Below are 20,618 nucleotides of genomic sequence, written 5' to 3'. Positions count from 1 at the left end.
CTGAGCGCGATAGCCCGGCGAGAGAATCTTGGTCGCGTAATTGCGCTGGCCGCCATCGCGACATCGACCGTTGATTTTGGTCAACATTCGACAATCAGCCTGGGTTTTAAGGCTGCCAGTCGGTCATCTGAAGAATGTTTCCGCCGAGCCTCTGGAATGCGCGCTGACGGCAAGAGAAAACGATAATCTGCTGATCCCTGGACTGCCGGTGGAGCGCGTCGAACATCTTCTCGATCCGGTCGTCGTCCGAATAGACGAGTGCGTCGTCGAGGATGACCGGCGCCGGCCGGCCGTCGCGGGCGAGCAACCTTGCGAAGGCGAGCCGTGTCAGCACAGACAGCTGTTCCCGCATGCCGCCGCTCAGGCGATCAACATCCTCCTCCTGGCCGCTACGCCGGATCGCATGGGGCAGCAGCGACTTCTCGTCGAAGGTAATCGAGACATCGTCGAAGAGCAGTCCGAGAAGCGGCGTCAGCTCTGTCATGACAGGCTTGAGATAGAGTTCGCGAGCCTGGGATCTGGCTGCCTCCAAGGCTGAAGCCAGCCGTTGCAGGATGGTGACTTCCTTCGCGAACGCCGCGACGCGGGCCGTTGCGGTGGAGAGCGCGTCTGTGGTTTCGCGCCATTTTTCTTCCACCGCCTCGTCGGCGCGCGCGCATATCCCGGCGTTCAAGCCGGCAATGGTCTCACGGAGCCGGTTTATCTCCTTCTCTGCGGCTTCTTCAACCGAGCGGGCGCGCTTCAGCACGGCCTCGGCGGAATCGAGGGCGATGGCCGTGGCGCGCAGCCTCTCCGCATGGACTTCGGCATCGGCGCGTGATCGCTCCCGATCATCGCGCACCTTCACCAGCTGCTGTTCGCGTGCTGCGCGCTCCTCTTCAGGGCCGAGGATTGAATCGACTTGGGTCCACTCTGCATTCAGCGCGGCCGATTCCTTTTCGGCGGCGATGAAGGCGTCACTGGCGTTGCCGTGCAGCGACTCCATCTCGCGCCGGACCAGCCGTACCGCGGTCAGCCGCTCCTCGGCTTCGGCGAGGGAGGTCCGAACCTGCGCCGGATCCGCTTTCAGTTCGAGAGCCCCGGCATCGACCGCGCTCTGCGCGGCGACGTTTTCCCGGAGCCTTGGCAAACCTTGCGGCGCAAGCTGGGACAGCCGGCCACGTAGTTCGCCGAGCCCGGCGTCCATCCGCTGGGCCTGAACCTGCCGCTTCCGTGCTGCGGCAAGATCGTCAACACCCATTGAAGAAAGCAGTGTGCGTCGCCTTGCCTGGGCCTTTTCAAGACGATCATCGCTCCGGGACGGCCGGTTCGATCGAAGCGTCATCGTGCCGATTCCCGGAATCGAAAGCCGCGCTTGTCCGTCGTAGGTGCGCTCTTTGCCGTCCGATAGTGGGTTACCATCCATCGTCACGGGACCGAACGCATCCGGCTGATAATCGACGGAGATGGAAGGACGCGCGGCTTCCTCGACAGCGTGAAGTCTTGCGATCTCGACGTCCAGATCCTGAAGCTCGTCGATGGCGCTCGATGGCAGTTTGAGAAGCGAAAGCTCTGCCTCGCCCTGTTCGAGCGCCTGACGCGTGGCTTCCGCGCTGGCGAGTTGATCCTTGAGTTGGGCGAGCCGCTCGAATGCCTCGCGCGCTCTCAATGCCGCGTCCAGGCGTGTGAGCAGGTCGCGCGCCTCCTTCTCGCGAGCCTCCGCCGCCTCGACATCCGTCGTTGCCTTTGCGATCGCCTCGTTGACCTCGCGACGCTTGTCCTCGGCCTTGCGGTGGCGATCTTCGGCCGCAAGCCGCTTTTGACGCAACTCCCTTGCTTTTTCCATGGCGGCGCGGAACGTCAGAAGCTCTTTCTCGGCAACATCCCGGCGATCGAGCGCGAGCTTGAATTCGGCTTCGGCCGCCTTCAGCTTTTCGCTCTGGGACTTGGCGGCATCGAAGGCGGCTTGCGCCGCCTCGACGGCCTTGCGGCGTTCCTGCCTGTCGCCGGCACTGTCGAGTTCGGCAAGCCGCTTCGTAGCCGAGGCGCGTTGATCCAGCGCCTCGCGCAAGACCGTGACCTCGCCCGAAAGCTTTTGTTCGTCTCCAATCAACCGGTCGCGATCTTCAATTGCACTGGCGTATCGACCGCCGGCCTTTGGCCTGCCGGTGGCGGTGACCAGTTCCGACAGAGCCTGTTGCGTGGCAGAAAGAATCTCGGTCATGCGCCGCCCGCCGGTGACGGCCTCGACCTCGCCCTGCACGGATTCGAGCAGGGTGCGGCGAACCTCCCTCTCGTCCTCCTCCTCCGACTTGCTGCGCCTTTCGATGCCTGTCACACCCTGGCGCACCCAGAGCAGTCCGGCCGGCCCGGCTGTGCCGCCTTTGACCAGGCCGGCAATGAAGTTTTCAGCTTCATCTGCTTGAGCCACCAACCGCCCCGTAGCCAGATCGGTCACCTGCGCGGAGCGGCCGGCGAAATACTGCTTCGTAATGCGGAAACGGCCTGCGCCGGTCACGATATCGGCTTCGACCAGCGGACTGCCGCCGCTATACGGCCTGAGGATCCTGACATCGCCGGAGCCGCTCGAATGCGGCTGGAAAAACAACGCGTGCAGCGCCTCGAAACTCGTCGACTTGCCGAACTCATTGGCGGCGCAGAGTACATTGACGCCGCCCTCGATCCCCTCGATGGCGACGCCGCGGCCGGCAAAGCGCTTCACGTTGAACAGGCGCAGCGCCGAGATTTTCATGACCCCGCCACCCGCGCATAGGAATAGAGCCGGGCGAGGGCGTCGCGCGCGATCTCGCGCTCGTTGGCGGAACGGCTTTCATCTCCGGATTCGGCCAGCAACGCGTTCGCGGCTTCGCGAAGCGCTCCGGCGCGGTCGATCTGATCAAGATCTTCCACTTCGCACTCTATCGTGAGACCGGCGTCGTCAAGCTCCAGCAGGGCGAAATCCGGCGTTGCGCTCTCGATGGCGCGAGTCAGGGCCGTGCGTGTCGGCAGGCGGGTGCGGCCAGTCGCCATGACGCGCGCGAGTGTTTGTCGACGGCACCGCGCTTCCGGCAACAGCGCCTCCAGCGCCTGTGCAGGATCGTTCCCGTCGAGCAGATGCAGTTCCAGCGTGCGCCAGGCGAAGCTGGCCGTGGACAGCGGCGTCACCTCGGGCAATGCAGAACAGCTGGCAATGCTGACCAGCGAGGCCTCGCCGGGGTGGTCGTGCTTGAACCGGTCCGGCTCGGGTGTGCCGCTATAGCGGATGCGCGGCCCGACGTTCACCGCGCCATGCCAGTCACCGAGCGCCAGATAGGCAAGGCCGGCGCGTTGCGCCCGGTCCGGCGCGATGACGTCGGACGCGGCGGCCTCCTCGGAAAAACTCTGGATCGCGCCATGGGCGAGGCCGAGCCGGATGGCTCCTTCCGGCGTCGCCTCGTTGTCCATCCATTCGGTGAGATCACGACCGGGTCGGCGCGTCGTGCAAGGCGCGGGCAGCAGCACGACGTCCGCCGTCAGTGCGATCGGGCGCGACGCGACCGCAAGAATGACGTTGTCGGGAGCTTCCTCTCGCAGCGTGGTCCAGAGCTGGGTCGCTTGCAGCGAATCGTGATTGCCGGGCAGGATCACCCATCGGATCGGCGCATGATGCGCCATCTCGGCCAGCGCCTGACGTCGGATATCCGAAGCGGGCGTCTCGGTATCGAACATATCGCCCGCGAGCAGGATCGTGGTCGCGCTTTGCTCACGCGCGTGCTGCGCCAGCCGGGCGATGACCGCATGCCGCGCCTCGCGTAGCCGGCTCGGCAGGTCGCCGTCGAAGTTGCCGAAGCGCTTGCCGAGATGCAGGTCGCTCGAATGGATGAAACGGATCATGTCTATCCGGATGGTTGAATGGTTGCGATACGCTGGCGGGCTCTCATGATCGCTTCGTCGAGGCGGGTGCGGGATGCGGCTGCAAGGCGTTCGACGCCGAGCAGACGCGCCAGATAGCGTGCAGGATCGGCATCGTCCAACAGGGCAGGGCTATCGAGCACGACGGAGGCCAACTCGGCAAGCGGGATATCCGCGATCGACCGGCGCGCATCCTCGTTCGCTGGCTGGCGGTAGGCGAGAACGTCGACCACGGCTCCCTTTTTCCAGATGAACTCGCCGCTCGATTCGCGCGTCGTGTCGTAACCGCGCAGGTGCAGATCGATGTGTTCCCTGATGCGTCCGCCCGTGCGCAGCCAGCCATGCGCCCGTGAAATTCTTTTGGCGAGAATGTCCGTGCGCAAAGGGCTTTCGGTTTCGATGACGGCCTCGATCATGCCTCGCAGGGTGTCGCGGTAGCCGAATTCGAAGAACTGGCCCGGATCCGCCTCGAAGCTGGAGAGATCGGCGACGTGGTATCGTCGATCATCCGGAGTATCGGCAGGCGCCGGACCTGCATCCGGCTGCGGCTCTGTCGCTTCGATGGCGCGAGACTCTGCCGGCGGCTCCACCGATACGCGTTCGGTGTCGGTGGGCGCCGGAGGCGGCGCCACTTCGTCAACAGTGGCGGCGGCCTCGTCGTCGCGGATCTCGTCGATCCCTTCCACGTTGTGTCCCATGTCCCAATGGGTCGCGATCTCCTCCTGCTCGGCGGCGCGGCGCGCCCGGCTTTGATCCAAGAGGCTTTCGAGGCTGGCGTGCAGCCGCTCGGCGCAGCCTGCGGCGTCGAACCACCAATCCGTCGACCAGACGCGGAGGATGTTCCAGCCCAGTCCCCTCAACACCTGCTCACGAACCTTGTCGCGGTCCCTTGCCGTGGCCGAGCCGTGATAGGTGGCGCCGTCGCATTCCACGCCCGCCAGATAAGCCCCGGCCAGATCGGGATGGCGAATGCCGAGGTCGATGCGAAAGCCGGAAATCCCGACCTGCGGCACGACCATCCAGCCGCGGCGCTCCAGTTGTGCGGCAACGGCTTCCTCGAAGGGGGAATCGAAGCCGCCGGCAGAACCGATGTCCTGGGCCGGCAAAGCGATCGCGCCGCGTTCGGCGTAGTCGAGGAACGTCTTGAGGTGGTGGACCGCGACCGCCTTGGTTCGGGACGAGTCGATCTGGTCGGCCGTGAAGCCGGAGAACACGATGAGTTCCTGCCGCGCGCGGGTCACGGCGACATTGAGACGCCGTTCGCCGCCGTCGCGGTTGAGCGCGCCGAAATCCATCGAGCGCTTGTTGGCTGTATCCTTCCAGAAAGTGATGGAAAAAAGAATCACGTCCCGCTCGTCGCCCTGCACGTTCTCGAGATTCTTGACGATGGCCGGCTCGACCCGTTCCTCGGCAAAGAACCACTCAAGCTCGGGATCGTCCCGGCGCGCGACATCGAGAAGATCAAGAATCAGCGACTGCTGTTGTATATTGAGAGTGATCACGCCGAGCGTCGGCCGCTCCTTTTCGGGAATCTTGAGCCAGGCTTTCATGCGCGCCACGGCTTCCTTGACGACGGCCTCGGCCTCGATCTTGTTGGTTCGGCTCTTGCCGCGGTCGTAGACGCCATGCGGCACCTTGCGCAGATGCACGGCGCGGTCTTCGACGGCCGGCGAGGGAAATGTCACCAGGCGGTTCTGGTAATAGTGATGATTCGAGAAGGCGATCAGGGATTCGCTTCGGCTGCGATAGTGCCATCTCAAATCGCGGACCGGTATGCCGGCGGCTTTCGCTTCATCGAGAATGCTCTCCAGATCCTTCTCGTGATCGGCGATCTTCTCGTCGTCATCGTCTTCGTTGCGGCCAAAGAAGTTCGTCGGCGGCAACTGCTTGGGGTCGCCGACGATGATGGTCTGGCGCGCGCGGGCGATGGCGCCAACCGCGTCCCAGGTCGTGATCTGCGACGCCTCGTCGAAGATCACCACGTCAAAGAGCGCCTGATCGGGCGGGAGATACTGGGCGATGGAGAGCGGCGACATCAGCATGCAGGGCGCGAGCCTGGAAAAGCTCTGCGGCATCCTGCCGATCATGTCGCGTATCGATTGGCTGGGACGCTGCAACTCCATCTGGTGACGCAGCAGCCCGAGCTCGGAATTGCGCGGGACGCTCTGCACGGGCGGCAGACCATGCGCGACCGCGCCGATCACGCGATGGGCGGCATGCGAGCGTACGAGATCGTCGATCTCGCGGAATTCCTTGATGGCGTTTTCGTGCTGGAAGCGCCGGAAATTCCGCAGGACGGGGTCGGCGTCGAGAACTTTCGGAAGCCACCATCGCGCATAACCGAGGCGAAACGCGACGCGCGCTTCGTCGGCTTGAACCTCTCCCTTCTCGATCTGCTCGACCAACGGGGCAAGGCCGGATGCCAGCGCCCGGTTTCTGATGCGGCACCAGGCTGCCCAGTCGCGCAACAGATGCTGGGTATTCGCGAGAGCTGCGAGATTCTCCCGCACTATCTCGAGGTCAGTATCGTCCTGTCCGAGCCGGATGTCCCGGCCCGATAGATCCGAGAAATGCCGGCCAGTGGTCTCCAAGCCCTGAATTGCGGCAAGAAGCCTGTCGCCCGCCTGTCGCACCCTGTCATTTTCCACCGTGCCGCGCAAACAGATGGCGACGGACCGGCCGATCGAACGGAGCTCTTCTTGTTCCATATTTGGCAAGCGCAAGGCATCGAGAAGCTCCCGCGCAAGTTCAATCGTGTCCGCGACGGCTTCGATATCGGTCTCCAGACCATTGACCGGAAGCGGCTTCGTCGCCAGCAGGCTCTCGTCGATTGCCGAAAGGCATTCCTTCATGCGCCGGAGCAGCGGAAGATCCCTTTGAGGATCAGCGGTCCCACGGTCGGCATAGCTTTGCAGCAGCTTCTGAACTTTGCGTTTGCAGAGCATCGTGTTGGGCCAGAAGGAAGCGTTTGCCTCACGCCATTGGCGTTCCAGACCTCCCGGATCGAGATCGCGAATTGCGGAAACGCCATATGATGCGCTGAGGCCTCGCTCCGCTTCGCGATAATCGTTGATGGATCGGCCTAAACTGTCCAATGCGCCGGCGCACAGAGCAAAATCCCGATCGGAAGCGATCGTGATGTCGCGACCGGCACTTTTCCGAAGGGCCCTTGCCAAGGCTGCCAGTGCCTGGAGTTCGGCTTGTGATAGCCGCTTCCGCGGCTTCAAACCAAGAGCAGCGACATAACCTTCGAACGAAATCGCCAACAGATCGATCGCGTTCCCCAGCGACATTGCTGCCGTCAGCAGGCTGTCCTGCCACCCGGAGCTCCACTCGACGACATCAACGAGATCCAGCGTTGGCTGCCGCTCGATCGACGCGAAGACAAGGCCGAGTTCGGCGGCAAGGTCTTCAAGGTCGCGCAGGGTTTGCGCGTCATGGGCATCCCGTTCCGGCCAGGAAAAGACCGGTGCCGAGGCGTTCGCGGCCTTGAGCGCGAGGCCCAGCGCAAAATAGGGCGTCCATCCGTTCGGGTAGCGCTTGTGCAGAGCTTCGACATAGGCATTGAGTTCGTCGCGGCGCAATCGAAGGCGCTCATTGATCGCCACCCATTCGGACGCATCGGTTGGTCCGCCATGCTCCCAGGCCGCCTTGAGCTGTCCGAGAAAATGCCGGCGGTCAGCCTTGTTCGAATGCAATTCGATGCAATGGTTTCCGAGGCCATGCTCGCGCAGCCGACGATAGACGACGTCGAGCGCGGCGGTCTTTTCGGCGACGAACAGCACAGTCTTTCCGACCGCGAGGCAGTGGGCGATCATGTTGGCGATGGTCTGGCTCTTGCCGGTACCGGGCGGGCCGACGACAACGAAATCTCGTCCTTCGGCGGCCGCGAGGCTCGCCGCCGTCTGCGACGAGTCCGAGGGAAGAAGACGGATGATATCCGTCGGTGCGTAAACGCGATCGAGCTCGCGCTCGTCACGGAATGTCGGTTGTCCGTCGCCTTCCGAAAATGCCTGTTCGGGCGTGTCGATCAGGTGGCGGACCACCCTGTTCTCGCGAAGCGCGTCAGTGCGTTCGACCAGATCCTTCCACATGAGAAATTTCGCAAAGGAGAAGGTCGACAATGCCGTCTCGTCCACGACTTCCATGCCGGGCACGTCGCGGACGGCCTGGCGCATCATGGTGAGAAGTTTCGGCACATCCACTCCGCTATCGTCGAGCGGCAGATCGCCACCGAACTGGGGGAGCGCCAAATCGAAATCCCGCTCGAGGAACTGCAACAGGGTCGCGTTGAAGCGTGGTTCATCCTCGTGGAAGCGAATCGTGAAGCGTGAACTGGCGCTGCGGCGCTCGAGTTTCACCGGAACCAGCAGAAGCGGTGCGCGATAGCTGCGCTCGTCTTCCGGCTTCTTCTTCCAGCGCAGGAAGCCGACGGCGAGAAATAGAGTGTTGGCTCCTCCTTCGGCAAAGTCGTTGCGGACCTGCCGATAGAGGTGGATCAGCCGCGCCTCCAGCGGCCGCGCCTCCAATGGCGAGGGAAGCTCGTCCCTGAGCAGCGATTCGGCCGCGAAACCGCGCTGAAGATCGCGTCCATGAACATCACGATAGATCGTCGCGTCGCGCTCGCCGAGTGGGTTCTGCTCCGGCAACGATATGATCCGGATGGCGGCGCCATTCGCGAGCCGGTCTTCGAGATAAGCGATGTCGGTGCAGAGAAACGGAATCGTCTTTTTGGAATCCGGAAAGTTGAGAAGCCGATTGCGAAGTGTCAGGTCGAGCAACTTCTTCTGCCAGCGGTCGATGCGGCCGGCGGCGGTGGTCGGCTTCACCTCGATCGCTTCAACCGGCAGATCGCCAAGAGTCGGGGCTGGAGGAAGCGGCAAATCCGGGACGGGAGCGGTTTCATCATCGATGGCGTTGCGCGTGATCGGCTCGTGCGAGGCGAGCGGCGTGATCCCGCCGCTTCGGGACCGCTTGATGTCGATCGCTGCGGCGAAAGCGCGAGCTTCTTCCTCGGCGAGACGCCGATCCAGGGCTCGTTCCGCACTCTCGAAGGTTAGGGCGGGGCGATGGGTCACGCCGGTGGTCTCGAAGACGATCAGCTCGCGCGACGCCAGCGCCTTGCGGACCTCCATCTGATCCGTCTCGATCGCCTGGGCGAAAGTTCTCTTGGTCAGCCATACGCCGGCCGCCGCGTGTCCTTCGAACATCAGGATAACCGGGTGCAATCCGGCGGCCTCCAGCGCAGCGGCAAAAAGCAGGGTGGTATCGAGGCAAGTCGCCAGCCGTTCCTCGGCGATGGTACTTGGACGCCGGATCTTCTGGCCGCGGCTCTCAAAGCTCGCGGGCGGCTCGGCGTAGTGCATCCCCATCCCGGCAATGGCCGAATAAACCGCCGCGGCCAGCATATAGGCTCGCTGAGGGTCCTGGGATTGGTAGCCATCCAGTCCGCTCGGATGGCCATGCGCGGCAAGCCGTTCCGCCGCGGTTCGTAGGATCTGGGCCACGCCCGGATCGTTCGGCATCACGAAGGCTGGCAGCAGTTGCGCCATATCGGCGACACCGCCCCATTCATCACGCGCGAGCAGCCTGACGGAAAGACGGCACTCGTCAAGGATGTCTTCTCTCAAGGAAAGGCGTAGTGTGATCTCGCCGCGTTCCGCCTCGTTGAGGCCCGCAAGATAGCCCGCGTCGAGTTCGACCTTCCGATCGGTCAGAGGAAGCCTGTCCCCAGGCAACAGCCGATCGATGGTCCAGGTTTTCGGTCTCAAAAACGAAGGCGAAGAGATCAGCTCGAGCGTGCATCGCTCGATATGCCGGTCGCTTACGTTCTCGATCAGCAGGGATCGGATAACCGGAATCGCGTTCTGGTAGGATGCGTAAGTAAAGCTGGCTGCGACATCCGCAACAATCACAGGAGCCTTGGCATCCTCCGCAACGCAAATCCCGTCGCCTTCTACATCATCCTTGTGCATTGACGAGCCCCCTCGGAGAGACTAGCGGGGTTTCACCCCGTTAAGAAGCCCTTTCCTCATCGGCCTGGTGGTTCACATCGTGCCTGCACTTGTGCATTCCGATCATTCTTCCTGCCCTTGGCCCAAGAGAAGGAATGTCTCGCAAGTCCATACATTCCTAAAAGGATACGGCTATGGGATGGATCGCCCCTCAAAGGCAACGCTAATCCGCGAAAGGATCGTCATAAAGGGACCGTCCCGCCGTTTCCGGCATGAAGTGCAGCGCCACCAGCCCGACCAGGCACGTCCCCATCATGTAGAAGGCGGGCATCAGTTCATTGCCGGTGAGGGTAATGAGGAAGCTGCTGACGACCGGCGCCGTGCCGCCGAATATCGATGTCGAAATATTGTAGGCATTGGCAAATCCGGCGAAGCGCACGCTGGTCGGGAACATCGCCGGGAACGTCGCGGAAATGGTCGCAAGCTGCGGCACGTAGAGTAGTCCGAGCAGGATGAAGCCGACACAGGCGCCGACAAGCCCGGTGCCCATCAGCATATAAAGCGGCGTCACCAACAGCAGTAGCCCGATCAGTGAAAAGCGCCACATCGGGCGGCGCCCGACGCGATCCGAAAGGTGTCCCGCCAACGGCAGGAACAGCGCCATGGACAGCATGCCAACCAGCGGCACCGCCAGCGCTTCGTCCGACGATAGGCCGATCCGGCGCTGCAGATATGTCGGCATGTAGCTGAGAAGCGTATAATTGACGACGTTGAGCGCGACAACGGCACCGCCGACCACCAGCATGGGCCGCCAGTGCCGTCGCATCAAAGCGCCCGGTCCCGGCGATGGTTTCATCTCGCTTGAGGCTTCATGCGCCCTGAACACTGGCGTGTCCTCCATCCGCGAACGCAGATACATGCCGATCAGGCCCATCGGCGCGGCGATCAGAAACGGAATACGCCATCCCCAGGCGTGCATAACCTCGTCGCCAAGCAGCAGCGAGAAGGTCAGCATCAGCAGCGCGCCCAGCGAGAAGCCCGCAAGCGTTCCAAGCTCCAGGAAGCTGCCATAGAAGCCACGACTTTCGTCCGGCGCGTATTCGGCCATGAACGTCGCGGCGCCGCCATATTCGCCGCCAGTCGAAAAGCCCTGGATCATACGCAGGACGATGAGGATCAGCGGAGCCCAGAAGCCGATGCTGTCATAGGACGGAATAAGGCCGACCGACAATGTCGCGCCCGACATCAGGAGGATGGTCAGCGCCAGCACCGATTTGCGGCCGAGCCTGTCACCGAGCGAGCCCCAGAACACGCCGCCAAGCGGACGCACCAGGAAGGAGATCGCGAAGGTGGCCAGCGCGAACAGGACCGCCTCGCCGACATCGCCGGGAAACAGCGCGGTCGAAATATAGGTGACGCCGTAGGCATAGATACCGTAGTCGAACCATTCCGCGGCGTTACCGATGGCGGAAGCGGCAATCGCACGGTGCAGCGTGGCACGTTCGTCGATTGATCCGGAAGCCGACGCAGAGCAGGTCACGGCTGCCGTCCCCCGACCGTCGGGGCATCGGGCGTGCGATCGAAAGAATTGCGCACGCCCATGCGGACGAGCACACCGATGCGCGGAGAGATCATTTCCGAATAGCCGCGGCAAGAACGGCGAGCCGTGCCCACACCACATCCGACAACGTCGATGACGATCGGCATCGTCATATCGATGCCATCCGCGATGCCGGCGACGCAAATGCGATCGTCAAGACTGAGCTGGCCCTGCCCGTCCCACAGCGTCAGGCCGATACAGCATCGACACCGCGGTCAGAGGCCGCGACGACGACGGCGCGATCATAAAAGCCCGCTCCGTTACGCGCCGCAATCAGGTTATTGCCGAACGCTCCGCCGACCTTCCCGATGCCATAACCACTGCTCATGTGAGGGCATCCTCCATCAGCGGGCTGCTCTGCGGCACCAGAGGCTTCGTTTCGCCGCGCGCGGCGATGAAACCCGGCCGCGGCTTCTTGACGCCGAACGGTTCCCGCAGCCGGTTGCTCACCGCATTGTAGACGAAGAACGCGTTGGCGCGTGGATAGGGCGTGATGTTGCTATTCGATCCATGCATTGTATTGCAGTCGAAAATCACCACCGTGCCCGGCCCGCCGGTCGCAGCCACGATGTCATGACGATGTGCCAGTTCGGTCAGACTCCGCCGGTCGGGGACACCGAATTCCTGCTTCTTCAACGAAGTGCGATAGTGATCTTCCGGCGTCGCGCCGATACAGGTCAGAAAGACCCGGTGCGAGCCGGGCATCAGCATCAAAGGTCCGTTGTCCGGCGTGTTCTCCGCCAAAAGCACCGACATGGAGAGCGCCCGCATGCGCGGCATGCCGTCCTCAACGTGCCAGGTCTCGAAATCGGAGTGCCAATAGAACTCCTTGCCCTCGAAGCCAGGCTTGTAGTTGAGGCGCGACTGGTGGATGTAGACCATATCGTCGAGCAGAAACTGGGCCACCCCGGCGAGCCGCGCGTCGGCGGCAAGGCGTCCGATGACGCGGCTCTGGAGGTGGATTTCGAAGATCGAGCGGATTTCCGCGCTGCCGGGCTCGGTGATGACGGTCTGCGGGTTGAGGCCCTCGGGGCCCGACAGCAATATCTTCGACTGCTGCTGCAGATAGGCAACCTCCTCCGGCGAGAACACGTTCTCGAGCACCAGGAAACCGTCGCGGTCGAACTCCTCGGCCTGCTGTCGCGTCAGCGGCGCATCCTCGGTCCATTTGCCGTGAACGACGGGATCGAGGCGCGGAAGCATCTGTGCTTCCGGCGCGATACGCGATGGGTAAAAATCGTTCATCTCGATTCTCTCTCGAAAGAGTTTCAGGAATTGACCGCTGCCTTCTGCGGCGCGATGTCGGCCTCCGCCGGATAGGCGCCGTTCTCGTCGTGCACCTCCTGGCCGGCGACCGGCGGATTGAACACGCAGGCCGTCAGAATGTCTGTCCTGGGGCGAACGATGTGGCGGTCGTGCTTGTTGAGCGCGTACATGACGCCAGGCTCAAGCTTGTGGATTTTCCCGGTCCCGAGATCCTCGATGACCCCGGTCCCTTCCAGAACGAAAACCGCCTCAAGATGGTTCTGATAATGCATCTTGAGTTCTTCGCCGGCGTACATCGTCGTGATGTGGAAGGAGAAGCCCATGCCATCGCGCTTGAGGAGAAGGCGGGTACTGTCCCAACCCTTCGATTTGACGAGCCGGTCGGTCTTTCGAATGTTGCTGAGTTGACGAACGATCATTCATTTTCTCTTTCTTGCTTTATTCGGCTGCGACGCCGTGACTGCCGGTCACCACGGTGCGAACCGATTCCTCAAGAATGTCGAGGCCGGCAGAAAGAACAGCATCGTCGATAGTGAGAGGGGCAAGCACCTTGACGATTTCGTCATGCGCGCCGCTGGTCTCGATGATGAGCCCAGCGGAGAAGCAGGCGCGGGTAATGGTGTCGGCGACCTCGCCGGACCCGACATTGATGCCGCGCATCATGCCACGGCCGCGCGTTGAAAGTCCGAACTCGTCAGCCACCGCGTCCAGGCGTTTCGCCAGCAGCCGCCCCCTGTGCGCGATATCCTTCTCAAAGGCGTCATCCTTCCAGAAGTGCCGCAACGCGGCCGTCGCGGTGACGAAAGCGTGGTTGTTGCCGCGGAACGTGCCGTTATGCTCGCCCGGCGACCACCGGTCGAGATCCGGACGGAACAAGGTGAGCGCGAACGGCAGTCCCATGCCGGAGAGCGATTTCGCCATGGTGACGATATCCGGCGTGAAACCCATGCCTTCGAAGCTGAAGAATGTTCCGGTGCGGCCGCAGCCGGCCTGAATGTCGTCGACGATCAGCAGCGCGCCGTGACGTCTGGCGATGTCGGCGATGGCGCGCAACCATTCCGGCGACGCGGTGTTAAGCCCGCCCTCGCCCTGCACCGTCTCGACGAGAATCGCCGCCGGCGCATCGAGTCCGCTGGAAGGATCGGATAACCGCCGATCCAGCAGTTCGGCGGTATCGACATCCGGGCCGAGATAGCCGTCATACAGCTCGTGGCTGACGTGACTGAGCGGCACTCCCGCGCCGATGCGTTTGGCGGCGTTGCCGGTGCAGGCCAGCGCGCCGAGGGTCATGCCGTGAAAGCCGTTGGTGAACGCTATCACCAATCCGCGGCCGGTCACCTTGCGGGCCAGCTTGATGGCGGCTTCGACTGCGTTGGTGCCGGTGGGTCCGGTGAACATCGCGCGATAGTCCAGCCCGCGCGACTTCAGGATCACCGACTCGAAGGTTGCGAGGAACTCCGCCTTGGCATCGGTGTGAAGATCAAGCCCGTGGGTGATGCCGTTGGCGGAGATGTACTCGATCAGCGCTTTCTTCAACACCGGATGATTGTGACCGTAATTGAGCGTCGAGCATCCCGACAGAAAGTCGAGATAGCGACCGCCCTGATTGTCGTACATCCAAACGCCTTCGGCCTTGTTGAACTGCCGCGGCATGGCGCGCGCATAGCTGCGCACTTCGGATTCACGGCGCTCATAGATGGAGCGGTCGGGAATGCGGCGGGTCGGCGTAGGCCGCCGCGCGGCAAGCACAGTTGTGGCCATGTCGTCAGATCTCCTGATCTTGAGTTTGGAAGTGTCGGCCTTGTAAAGGACCGATGCAGACCAGCCATTCGGTGGCGTGCGCGCCGGCGAAATGCGTGTCGCATTCGAACATCGCACGCCTGGTCAGCGAAGCGCGCCATGCACGGGCCAATCCATTGAACAAAGCCCGCGACGGCGCATTATCTTCCGTCACAGTAGCAATGAGGCGGGTGACGCCCGCAGCGAACGGCCGGTCCAGCAAGGCGTTGATCATGTGCCGGGCGAGGCCCTTGCCGCGCGCCTCTCTCGCGATCGCCACTTGCCACACGAAGAAGCTGCTCGGCTCGCTCGGTGGACGATATCCCGAAACCCATCCAAGGATTTCTCCACCCCGTTCGGCAACGATGCACGTGTCCGCGAAATGCGTACACTGAAGCAAGTTGCAATAAGCGGAATTGACGTCGAGCGGCGCGCTGGCCGCGATCAGCCGCGTGATCGCGGGGCCATCCGCAACCGTAGGCTTCCTCAACCGGACTCCTTCCCGAAAGCGCCGAACAGCATTCAATGTCGCGGACAAGGATCTATCTGATGTTCGAATCTGACGACCCCGCAATTGCTTCAGTATCCGAATTAATTGCTTCAGTTTACGTATTATATTTAAGCTATCGCATAGGCTCTTCGATGGCAAGATAGCGAAATATGTGTCAATTTCTGTGATTTCAACTCCCTGAACTATTTAGAATATCAAATTAATTTCGAATATCTTGCAGTGGATCAATGGCGATTCGCTTCAGAATGAGGGCAAGGTTAAAGGCTGGCACATGAAACCAGAGATCGCTTCATTGACCTTGCGTGCCCTGCGACGGGTACTGCGAGCGACCGAAATCGGCAGTCGCCGGCTGGCTCTCGCGACAGGCCTCACCACATCGCAATGGCTCGTGTTGCGCGAGATCGACGCGCGCACGGAAACGACGCCGAGCGTCATCGCGCAGGCGCTGCAATTCAGCCAGGCGACAGTTACAACCATCGTCGATCGGCTTGCTGCGCTAAACTTGGTGCAGCGTCAGCGTAGCGCGAGCGACAAGCGCCAATGCTTGCTGACGGCCACGCCGACTGGCAGGGAGGTGGTGACCAACGCGCCGGACCTGCTTCACCTCACATTCACCAGTCGCTTCATTCAATTGCCGCAGTGGGAGCAAGCAATGATTCTTGCTGCGGTCGAGCGGTTGGCCATGCTTATGGATGCGCAGAATATCGATGCCGCTCCCTTGCTCGACAGCAGTGCAATCGATCGATCCCAGCCGAAATAGATCGGCGCGCTTCGCCCAGCCTCATCGGTCGCGGCATCGCTGGCCGCGTGATCGAGAACCGGGCGCCGACTGATAGGAAGAACGAGGAAACGAACAGGCTTCTTTTCGCACGAACCGGCTTTTTGGCGGGCTCACAGGACGCACAGTTTAATCAATGACCATGCGATCATGAGACCGGACAAGTTCCAAGTCGCCTCGCGCGCCTCAATCTCAAATCTTGAGGTCTGTATTGCGCCAACTTGATTCCGGTTTTCGATTCCTCAACAGTTCCGCGAGAAAATCTCCTGTGAACGATTCGCCCCTTTCAGTTCAGGGATTCGCGCACGGAAAATGATGATATCAAGGATTCGCGCATATCTTGCTCACCTCTCGCTTATTGCAAGCATAACGCTATTGGCGACGAGCTCTGATGCTGCGCGTGCGAATACCGGCAAGTACACAACCCTGGAGCAGGCTGTCGATCAGGAGGTCGCGACCGCGTCCAACGCGCGGAGGGAGACGATCCGCAGAGGTGACGCTGCGACAAATCTGCGCATCGCCGGTCGGCTGCCGGCGCACCACAACGCGCCCGCGCCACGCCCTCGGCCGCATGTAACCGCCGTTCCGACTCAACAGGACGCAATAGACGGTCTTCTCTCGTCGATGCCGCCGACGCACGCATCCCCTGCTGTTGTTCCTCCGTCAAGAGTCGAATCATCAACGACCGATGCAGCTTATTCGCCGGGGCACGCGCCGTCGAAAACGGACCTCAATACTATCAAAGAAGCCGTACAACTCGCGGGTCGCGGCAATGTCCCGGCGGCGACGGATCGTCGCCGTCAGATCCGCGACCCTATCGGCAGAAAGCTGGTAGAATGGACGATCCTGCGTTCCTGCAACAATGCAATGAGCTTTGCGCGTTACGCTACGTTCGTACGAGCCAATCCTGGTTGGCCGAGCGTCAGCCAGTTCCGACGATGCGCGGAATCCAAGCTCTGGCTTGAACCAAAGCAGCCGCGCGTTGTATTCGACTTCTTCGCCCAGCATAAGCCATCGGCAGCGCCTGGCAAATTAGCGCTGGCACGCGCATTGATTGCGCAGGGTGAGACCGCGGCAGCTCAAAAATATGTTCGCTCTGCGTGGCATACAGGCCGTTTCTCCGTCCATGCCGAATCGCAGGTGATCAAGGAATTTGGGCGGCTGCTGACAAGGGCCGACCACAGAGTGCGCATGGACATGCGGCTCTATGCGAACGATTTTGGTGCAGCGATGCGCGCGGCAAGGCGCCTCGGGGAAGCTGAGATCGCTCTCGTAAAGGCGCGAGCCGCCGTCAACAGCAAGGCAAAGAACGCACACGCACTGCTCAACGCGGTGCCAAAGTCTGCTCGCAGCAACCTCGTCTACCTTCTTACCCGCGCCCAGTGGCTTCGGCGCAGCGGTCATATCGGCGAAGCCAGCCGCTTGATATTGTCGGCATCTCATGATCGGAACACCGCTCGCAATCCTGATGAGTGGTGGATCGAGTGCCGTATTCTTGTTCGTGAACTGCTCGACAGAGGCGAAGCACAGATCGCCTACCGGATTTCTCGCGACGCGGCCCCGCCCTCGAAAGAAGGCCTTCGCGTCGATCAACCCTTCACTGCAGGGTGGATCGCATTGCGTTTCCTCCGCGATCCGACCCGTGCGGCGGAGCATTTCGCTCGCATTCCACGGATCACGATACATCCAACCTCGCTTGCTCGTGCTTATTATTGGCTCGGGCGTACGGCGGAAGCAGCCGGCCATAGCCGCGAGGCAAGCCGATACTACAATGAAGCGGGGCAGTATACTGCAGCATACTATGGCCAGTTGGCAGACGCCCGCCTCGGCCGGCGCACGATCGCAGTACGCCGGCCACCCCGGCTGGACCGCACCAAGCGCGCAGCGCTGCGCAAAGTCGATCTGGTCCGTGCGGTTGATCTACTTTACGCAACCGGCAATCGTGATCTCGTGGCTTCGTTTGTTGTCGATCTCGGCCGCGTTGGTGACATCGGCATACTCACGCTCATCGCCGAGACGGCAGCAAAGCATAAGGATGCACGCGCGATGCTGACGATTGGCAGGAAAGCGCTCGCGCGTGGTTTTGCGCTCGATCAATATGCCTTTCCGGCTTTCGGCCTGCCGAAATATGTTTCGATCGGACCGAAGGCCGAGACGAGCCTCGTCTACGCGATCGCGAAAGCGGAAAGCGCTTTCAATACCAGCGCGGTGTCAGGCGCCAAGGCAAAGGGCTTGATGCAAGTGACCCCGGCCGCCGGTCGCACGATCGCCCGCCGGCTGGGGATCAAGTTCGACCTCAAGCGGCTGCTCAGCGATCCGACTTACAATCTGCAGATGGGTTCAGCGGAGATCGCTCATCTCGTTGGTACATACGATGGCAATTACGTTCTTGCTTTTGTTGGCTATAACGCCGGCCCCGGGCGTGTCAAAGAATGGATCGCACGCTATGGCGATCCACGTGACCCAAGCGTGGATGCAATCGACTGGGTCGAGCGGATCCCTTTCACGGAGACTCGCATCTATGTACAGCGTGTCATGGAGAACCTGCAGGTCTACCGGTCACAATTCAAGACATCACCGCGCCTCACTATCGAAGCCGATATGAACAGTGGGTAGCGGTCGGCTGTGCCGTCAACGATCGGGATCAGCAGGTAGATGTCCTCACCGCCAGAGACGATCTTCATGGACGCCATGGCCCCGGTCATCTCAGTTTCGTCGGCTTCCCGTTTCTGATTGAGTGAGAAGCGGAAAAGCTCAAGCGGAGGCGGACATCTGTCTCTGCGGGCCGAAGCCGTTCCTGCGAGCCTGATCCGGGATGAAGCGCGATTGGGAATCTACCGATCGAACCGAGCGCAATTACCGTGAGGTCGGCTCGCGGTCGCTGCTCAGCTTCGTGGCGAGATGCCGCAATCCAATGAAGGCAGGATCGGGCCGCGTGATCACCCAGGACGGGATGGCCGCGACGTAGGCATGGAAACGCCCCTTCGCTTCGAACCGCGCGCGAAACTGCGAGCATGCCAGATACTCGCTGATCCGCGGGGCAATGCCCCCGCCGATATACACGCCGCCACGCGCATCGAAAGTCAGCGCGGCATTTCCAGCAACGGTGCCCAGCATGGCGCAGAACATGTCGACAGCCTCTCGGCAAGTCGGACAACTCCCGCGAAGCGCCGCTTCGGTGATCTCGCGCGGTTCGCGTCGAGGCACGGAAAGATGATCAATGGCGGCGAGCGACTGGTAAAGATTGACCAGCCCCGCACCTGACAAGGCGCGCTCCACGGAGACATGGCCGAAGCATCCACGTAGATGCGCGATGACCGCATCCTCCCGCGCATTGGTGCCTGGAAGCGTGGTATGGGCCGCCTCCGTCGTGACGACGAGCGGGTCGTAAGGTCCCGGCACGAAACAGGCGAGCCCGAGGCCCGTTCCGGGCCCCAGCACGACTGCAGGCGCAGCTGTAGCCCGCTCGCCGCCTCCGATCGCAAGCAGGTCGCGAGGGGTGAGATCCGGCAGCGACCAGGCGACCGCCTTGAAGTCGTTGACAACGCGCACGACCGGTAAATCGAACATCGCTCCCAATCGATCAGCATCGATCAGCCAACCACTGTTGGTCAGTATGCTGCGATTGGCCTCGACGGCTCCGGCTACGGCGAACACCGCGCCGGAGATCGGAAGTCCGTTCCGATGACGATCAAGGAACGCGGCCAGCGCCCGATCGAAGTCCGGATAATCGGCGACCGCCAATGTCTCGATCGGCCCCATGCGCTCATCCGTGACGAGTGCAAACCGGGCATTGGTCCCGCCGATGTCACCCACTAATTTGCGACTTGCAATGTCAGCCATGGATCTCCCTATATGCAGGGCGCGTCGCCATGACGACGCAGGACATATCGATAACATCGCAGTCTCGATGTGCATATAGTCCGTCACGCGTCTTCATAATTACCTGAGAAATCGCTCAGGCTTTGCCTCTGCCGACTCGCGTGACGTTCAGATCGAACGCATTGGGAACCAACGACCGCCTTGTTATTATGTGGCCTTGCTCGTCCAAATCCGGAAAGCTGAACGGCGCCAACTCAGTGGCGTCCACGCTGAACGATGCTCACGGCGCGATGACCGTTGGCGTTGACCGTTGACGTTTATAGACTGGAAGCGAACTCATGCAGGATCTGATCGAGGTCTTCACTTCCGTGTTGACCAGAGCGGCAAATCGCACTGGGCGTCGAACGTGATCCCGCTCCTCGATTTACGTCGCTACCCGTCCAGTGATATTACGTCATAGGGCAAGCTGGAAGCGGAAAGGGCCCAGGTTCAATGAGCCTTGACGTCCCGGCCTCGTTCCGTGCTCTTTTTGGGGTGCCGGATGTCGTTGCGCAGCGCCTCAAGTTCCTTGTGAACTGCGCTGGCGGCATCGCGTTCGATTTTTCGATAGCGAGCGACCAGGGAGACCCCGAACGGGGTCAGAACTGCGCCGCCTCCGTTTTTGCCGCCCGCCTGCCGCGCGACTGCCGCCTGCCGGCAGATGCGATTTATTTCATCGACGAGATCCCACGCGCGCTTGTAGGACATGTCCATGGAACGTCCGGCAGCCGAAATTGAGCCGCAAGTCCGTATGCTCTCGAGCAGCTGGATTTTGCCCGGTCCTATGCAACTCGTGGGATCGAGATCGATCCGTAAGTTCAGTGAAAGTAGTGGTCTGTTGGACGACGGCCGCATGTCACACTCAACGTGCTCGGAGGATGAGGCTTTATATTAGTCTTTTATAACGTCCATTTCTACGGCCAGGTGCGCCAACGCAAGCTGCGTTGACGAACGGAGGGTTCCACCATCAGCGCTGGAAGCGTTCGCATTGAGCGGGCG

General features: G+C 61.7%; 15 protein-coding genes. 2 read left to right on the top strand and 13 right to left on the bottom strand.

Annotated elements, in window-relative coordinates:
* Positions 1-106: 106 nt before the first annotated feature.
* The 10 genes from NB311A_RS03195 to ectA all read right to left on the bottom strand — a co-directional run bounded on the left by NB311A_RS03195 (position 107) and on the right by ectA (position 14,959).
* A complete protein-coding gene (locus tag NB311A_RS03195) occupies positions 107-2,731 on the bottom strand; it encodes an AAA family ATPase (RefSeq protein WP_009797014.1) in 2,625 nt (874 codons plus the stop codon).
* Positions 2,728-3,852: a DNA repair exonuclease gene (locus tag NB311A_RS03190; RefSeq protein ID WP_009797013.1), complete on the bottom strand. Its 1,125-nt coding sequence runs from the start codon at positions 3,850-3,852 to the stop codon at positions 2,728-2,730. The genes NB311A_RS03195 and NB311A_RS03190 overlap by 4 nt, the downstream gene beginning before the upstream one ends.
* Before the next feature lie 2 nt (positions 3,853-3,854).
* Complete coding sequence (locus tag NB311A_RS03185) at positions 3,855-9,845, bottom strand: DUF3320 domain-containing protein (RefSeq protein ID WP_009797012.1); 5,991 nt, start codon at positions 9,843-9,845, stop codon at positions 3,855-3,857.
* Positions 9,846-10,047: 202 nt separating this feature from the next.
* Entirely contained in the window at positions 10,048-11,364 is a 1,317-nt protein-coding gene (locus NB311A_RS03180) for an MFS transporter (protein ID WP_009797011.1), read from the bottom strand.
* Positions 11,361-11,537 carry a hypothetical protein gene (locus tag NB311A_RS22200; protein WP_009797010.1) on the bottom strand — a complete coding sequence of 59 codons (177 nt, stop codon included), beginning with the start codon at positions 11,535-11,537 and terminating at the stop codon, positions 11,361-11,363. The genes NB311A_RS03180 and NB311A_RS22200 overlap by 4 nt, the downstream gene beginning before the upstream one ends.
* Before the next feature lie 74 nt (positions 11,538-11,611).
* Entirely contained in the window at positions 11,612-11,752 is a 141-nt protein-coding gene (locus NB311A_RS21750; protein WP_009797009.1) for a hypothetical protein, read from the bottom strand.
* Positions 11,749-12,669, bottom strand: a complete 921-nt coding sequence (thpD, locus tag NB311A_RS03175) for an ectoine hydroxylase (protein ID WP_009797008.1) — start codon at positions 12,667-12,669, stop codon at positions 11,749-11,751. Before thpD ends, NB311A_RS21750 begins: the two co-directional genes overlap by 4 nt.
* Positions 12,670-12,692: 23 nt before the next feature.
* On the bottom strand, positions 12,693-13,109 hold the full coding sequence (locus tag NB311A_RS03170) for an ectoine synthase (protein WP_009797007.1): 417 nt from the start codon (positions 13,107-13,109) through the stop codon (positions 12,693-12,695).
* A gap of 19 nt (positions 13,110-13,128) precedes the next feature.
* A complete protein-coding gene (gene ectB / locus NB311A_RS03165; protein ID WP_009797006.1) occupies positions 13,129-14,451 on the bottom strand; it encodes a diaminobutyrate--2-oxoglutarate transaminase in 1,323 nt (440 codons plus the stop codon).
* A gap of 4 nt (positions 14,452-14,455) precedes the next feature.
* On the bottom strand, positions 14,456-14,959 hold the full coding sequence (gene ectA, locus NB311A_RS03160; protein ID WP_009797005.1) for a diaminobutyrate acetyltransferase: 504 nt from the start codon (positions 14,957-14,959) through the stop codon (positions 14,456-14,458).
* A 292-nt stretch (positions 14,960-15,251) separates the two neighbouring features.
* Here ectA and NB311A_RS03155 point away from each other — a divergent pair, with 292 nt between their 5' ends.
* Positions 15,252-15,740, top strand: a complete 489-nt coding sequence (locus NB311A_RS03155) for a MarR family winged helix-turn-helix transcriptional regulator (RefSeq protein WP_040673856.1) — start codon at positions 15,252-15,254, stop codon at positions 15,738-15,740.
* Between the two features lie 696 nt (positions 15,741-16,436).
* On the opposite strand, the gene NB311A_RS22195 is transcribed toward NB311A_RS03155, so the two are convergent.
* Entirely contained in the window at positions 16,437-16,766 is a 330-nt protein-coding gene (locus NB311A_RS22195) for a hypothetical protein (protein ID WP_207382338.1), read from the bottom strand.
* 132 nt (positions 16,767-16,898) lie between these two features.
* Between NB311A_RS22195 and NB311A_RS03150 the strand changes: the two genes are divergently transcribed.
* Positions 16,899-18,374, top strand: coding sequence for a lytic transglycosylase domain-containing protein (locus NB311A_RS03150; protein WP_207382337.1), 1,476 nt, complete (start codon positions 16,899-16,901; stop codon positions 18,372-18,374).
* Between the two features lie 240 nt (positions 18,375-18,614).
* On the opposite strand, the gene glk is transcribed toward NB311A_RS03150, so the two are convergent.
* Positions 18,615-19,601 (bottom strand): glucokinase, encoded by a 987-nt coding sequence (gene glk / locus NB311A_RS03145; protein ID WP_083780366.1) that lies wholly within the window; start codon positions 19,599-19,601, stop codon positions 18,615-18,617.
* Positions 19,602-20,069: 468 nt separating this feature from the next.
* Positions 20,070-20,474: a winged helix-turn-helix domain-containing protein gene (locus tag NB311A_RS03140; RefSeq protein ID WP_040673829.1), complete on the bottom strand. Its 405-nt coding sequence runs from the start codon at positions 20,472-20,474 to the stop codon at positions 20,070-20,072.
* Positions 20,475-20,618: the final 144 nt, after the last annotated feature.

The organism is Nitrobacter sp. Nb-311A, from assembly GCF_000152905.1.
GTDB lineage: Bacteria > Pseudomonadota > Alphaproteobacteria > Rhizobiales > Xanthobacteraceae > Nitrobacter.
Note: the sequence above shows the minus strand (reverse complement) of the source record. Positions and strands in the feature narration are given on the sequence as shown.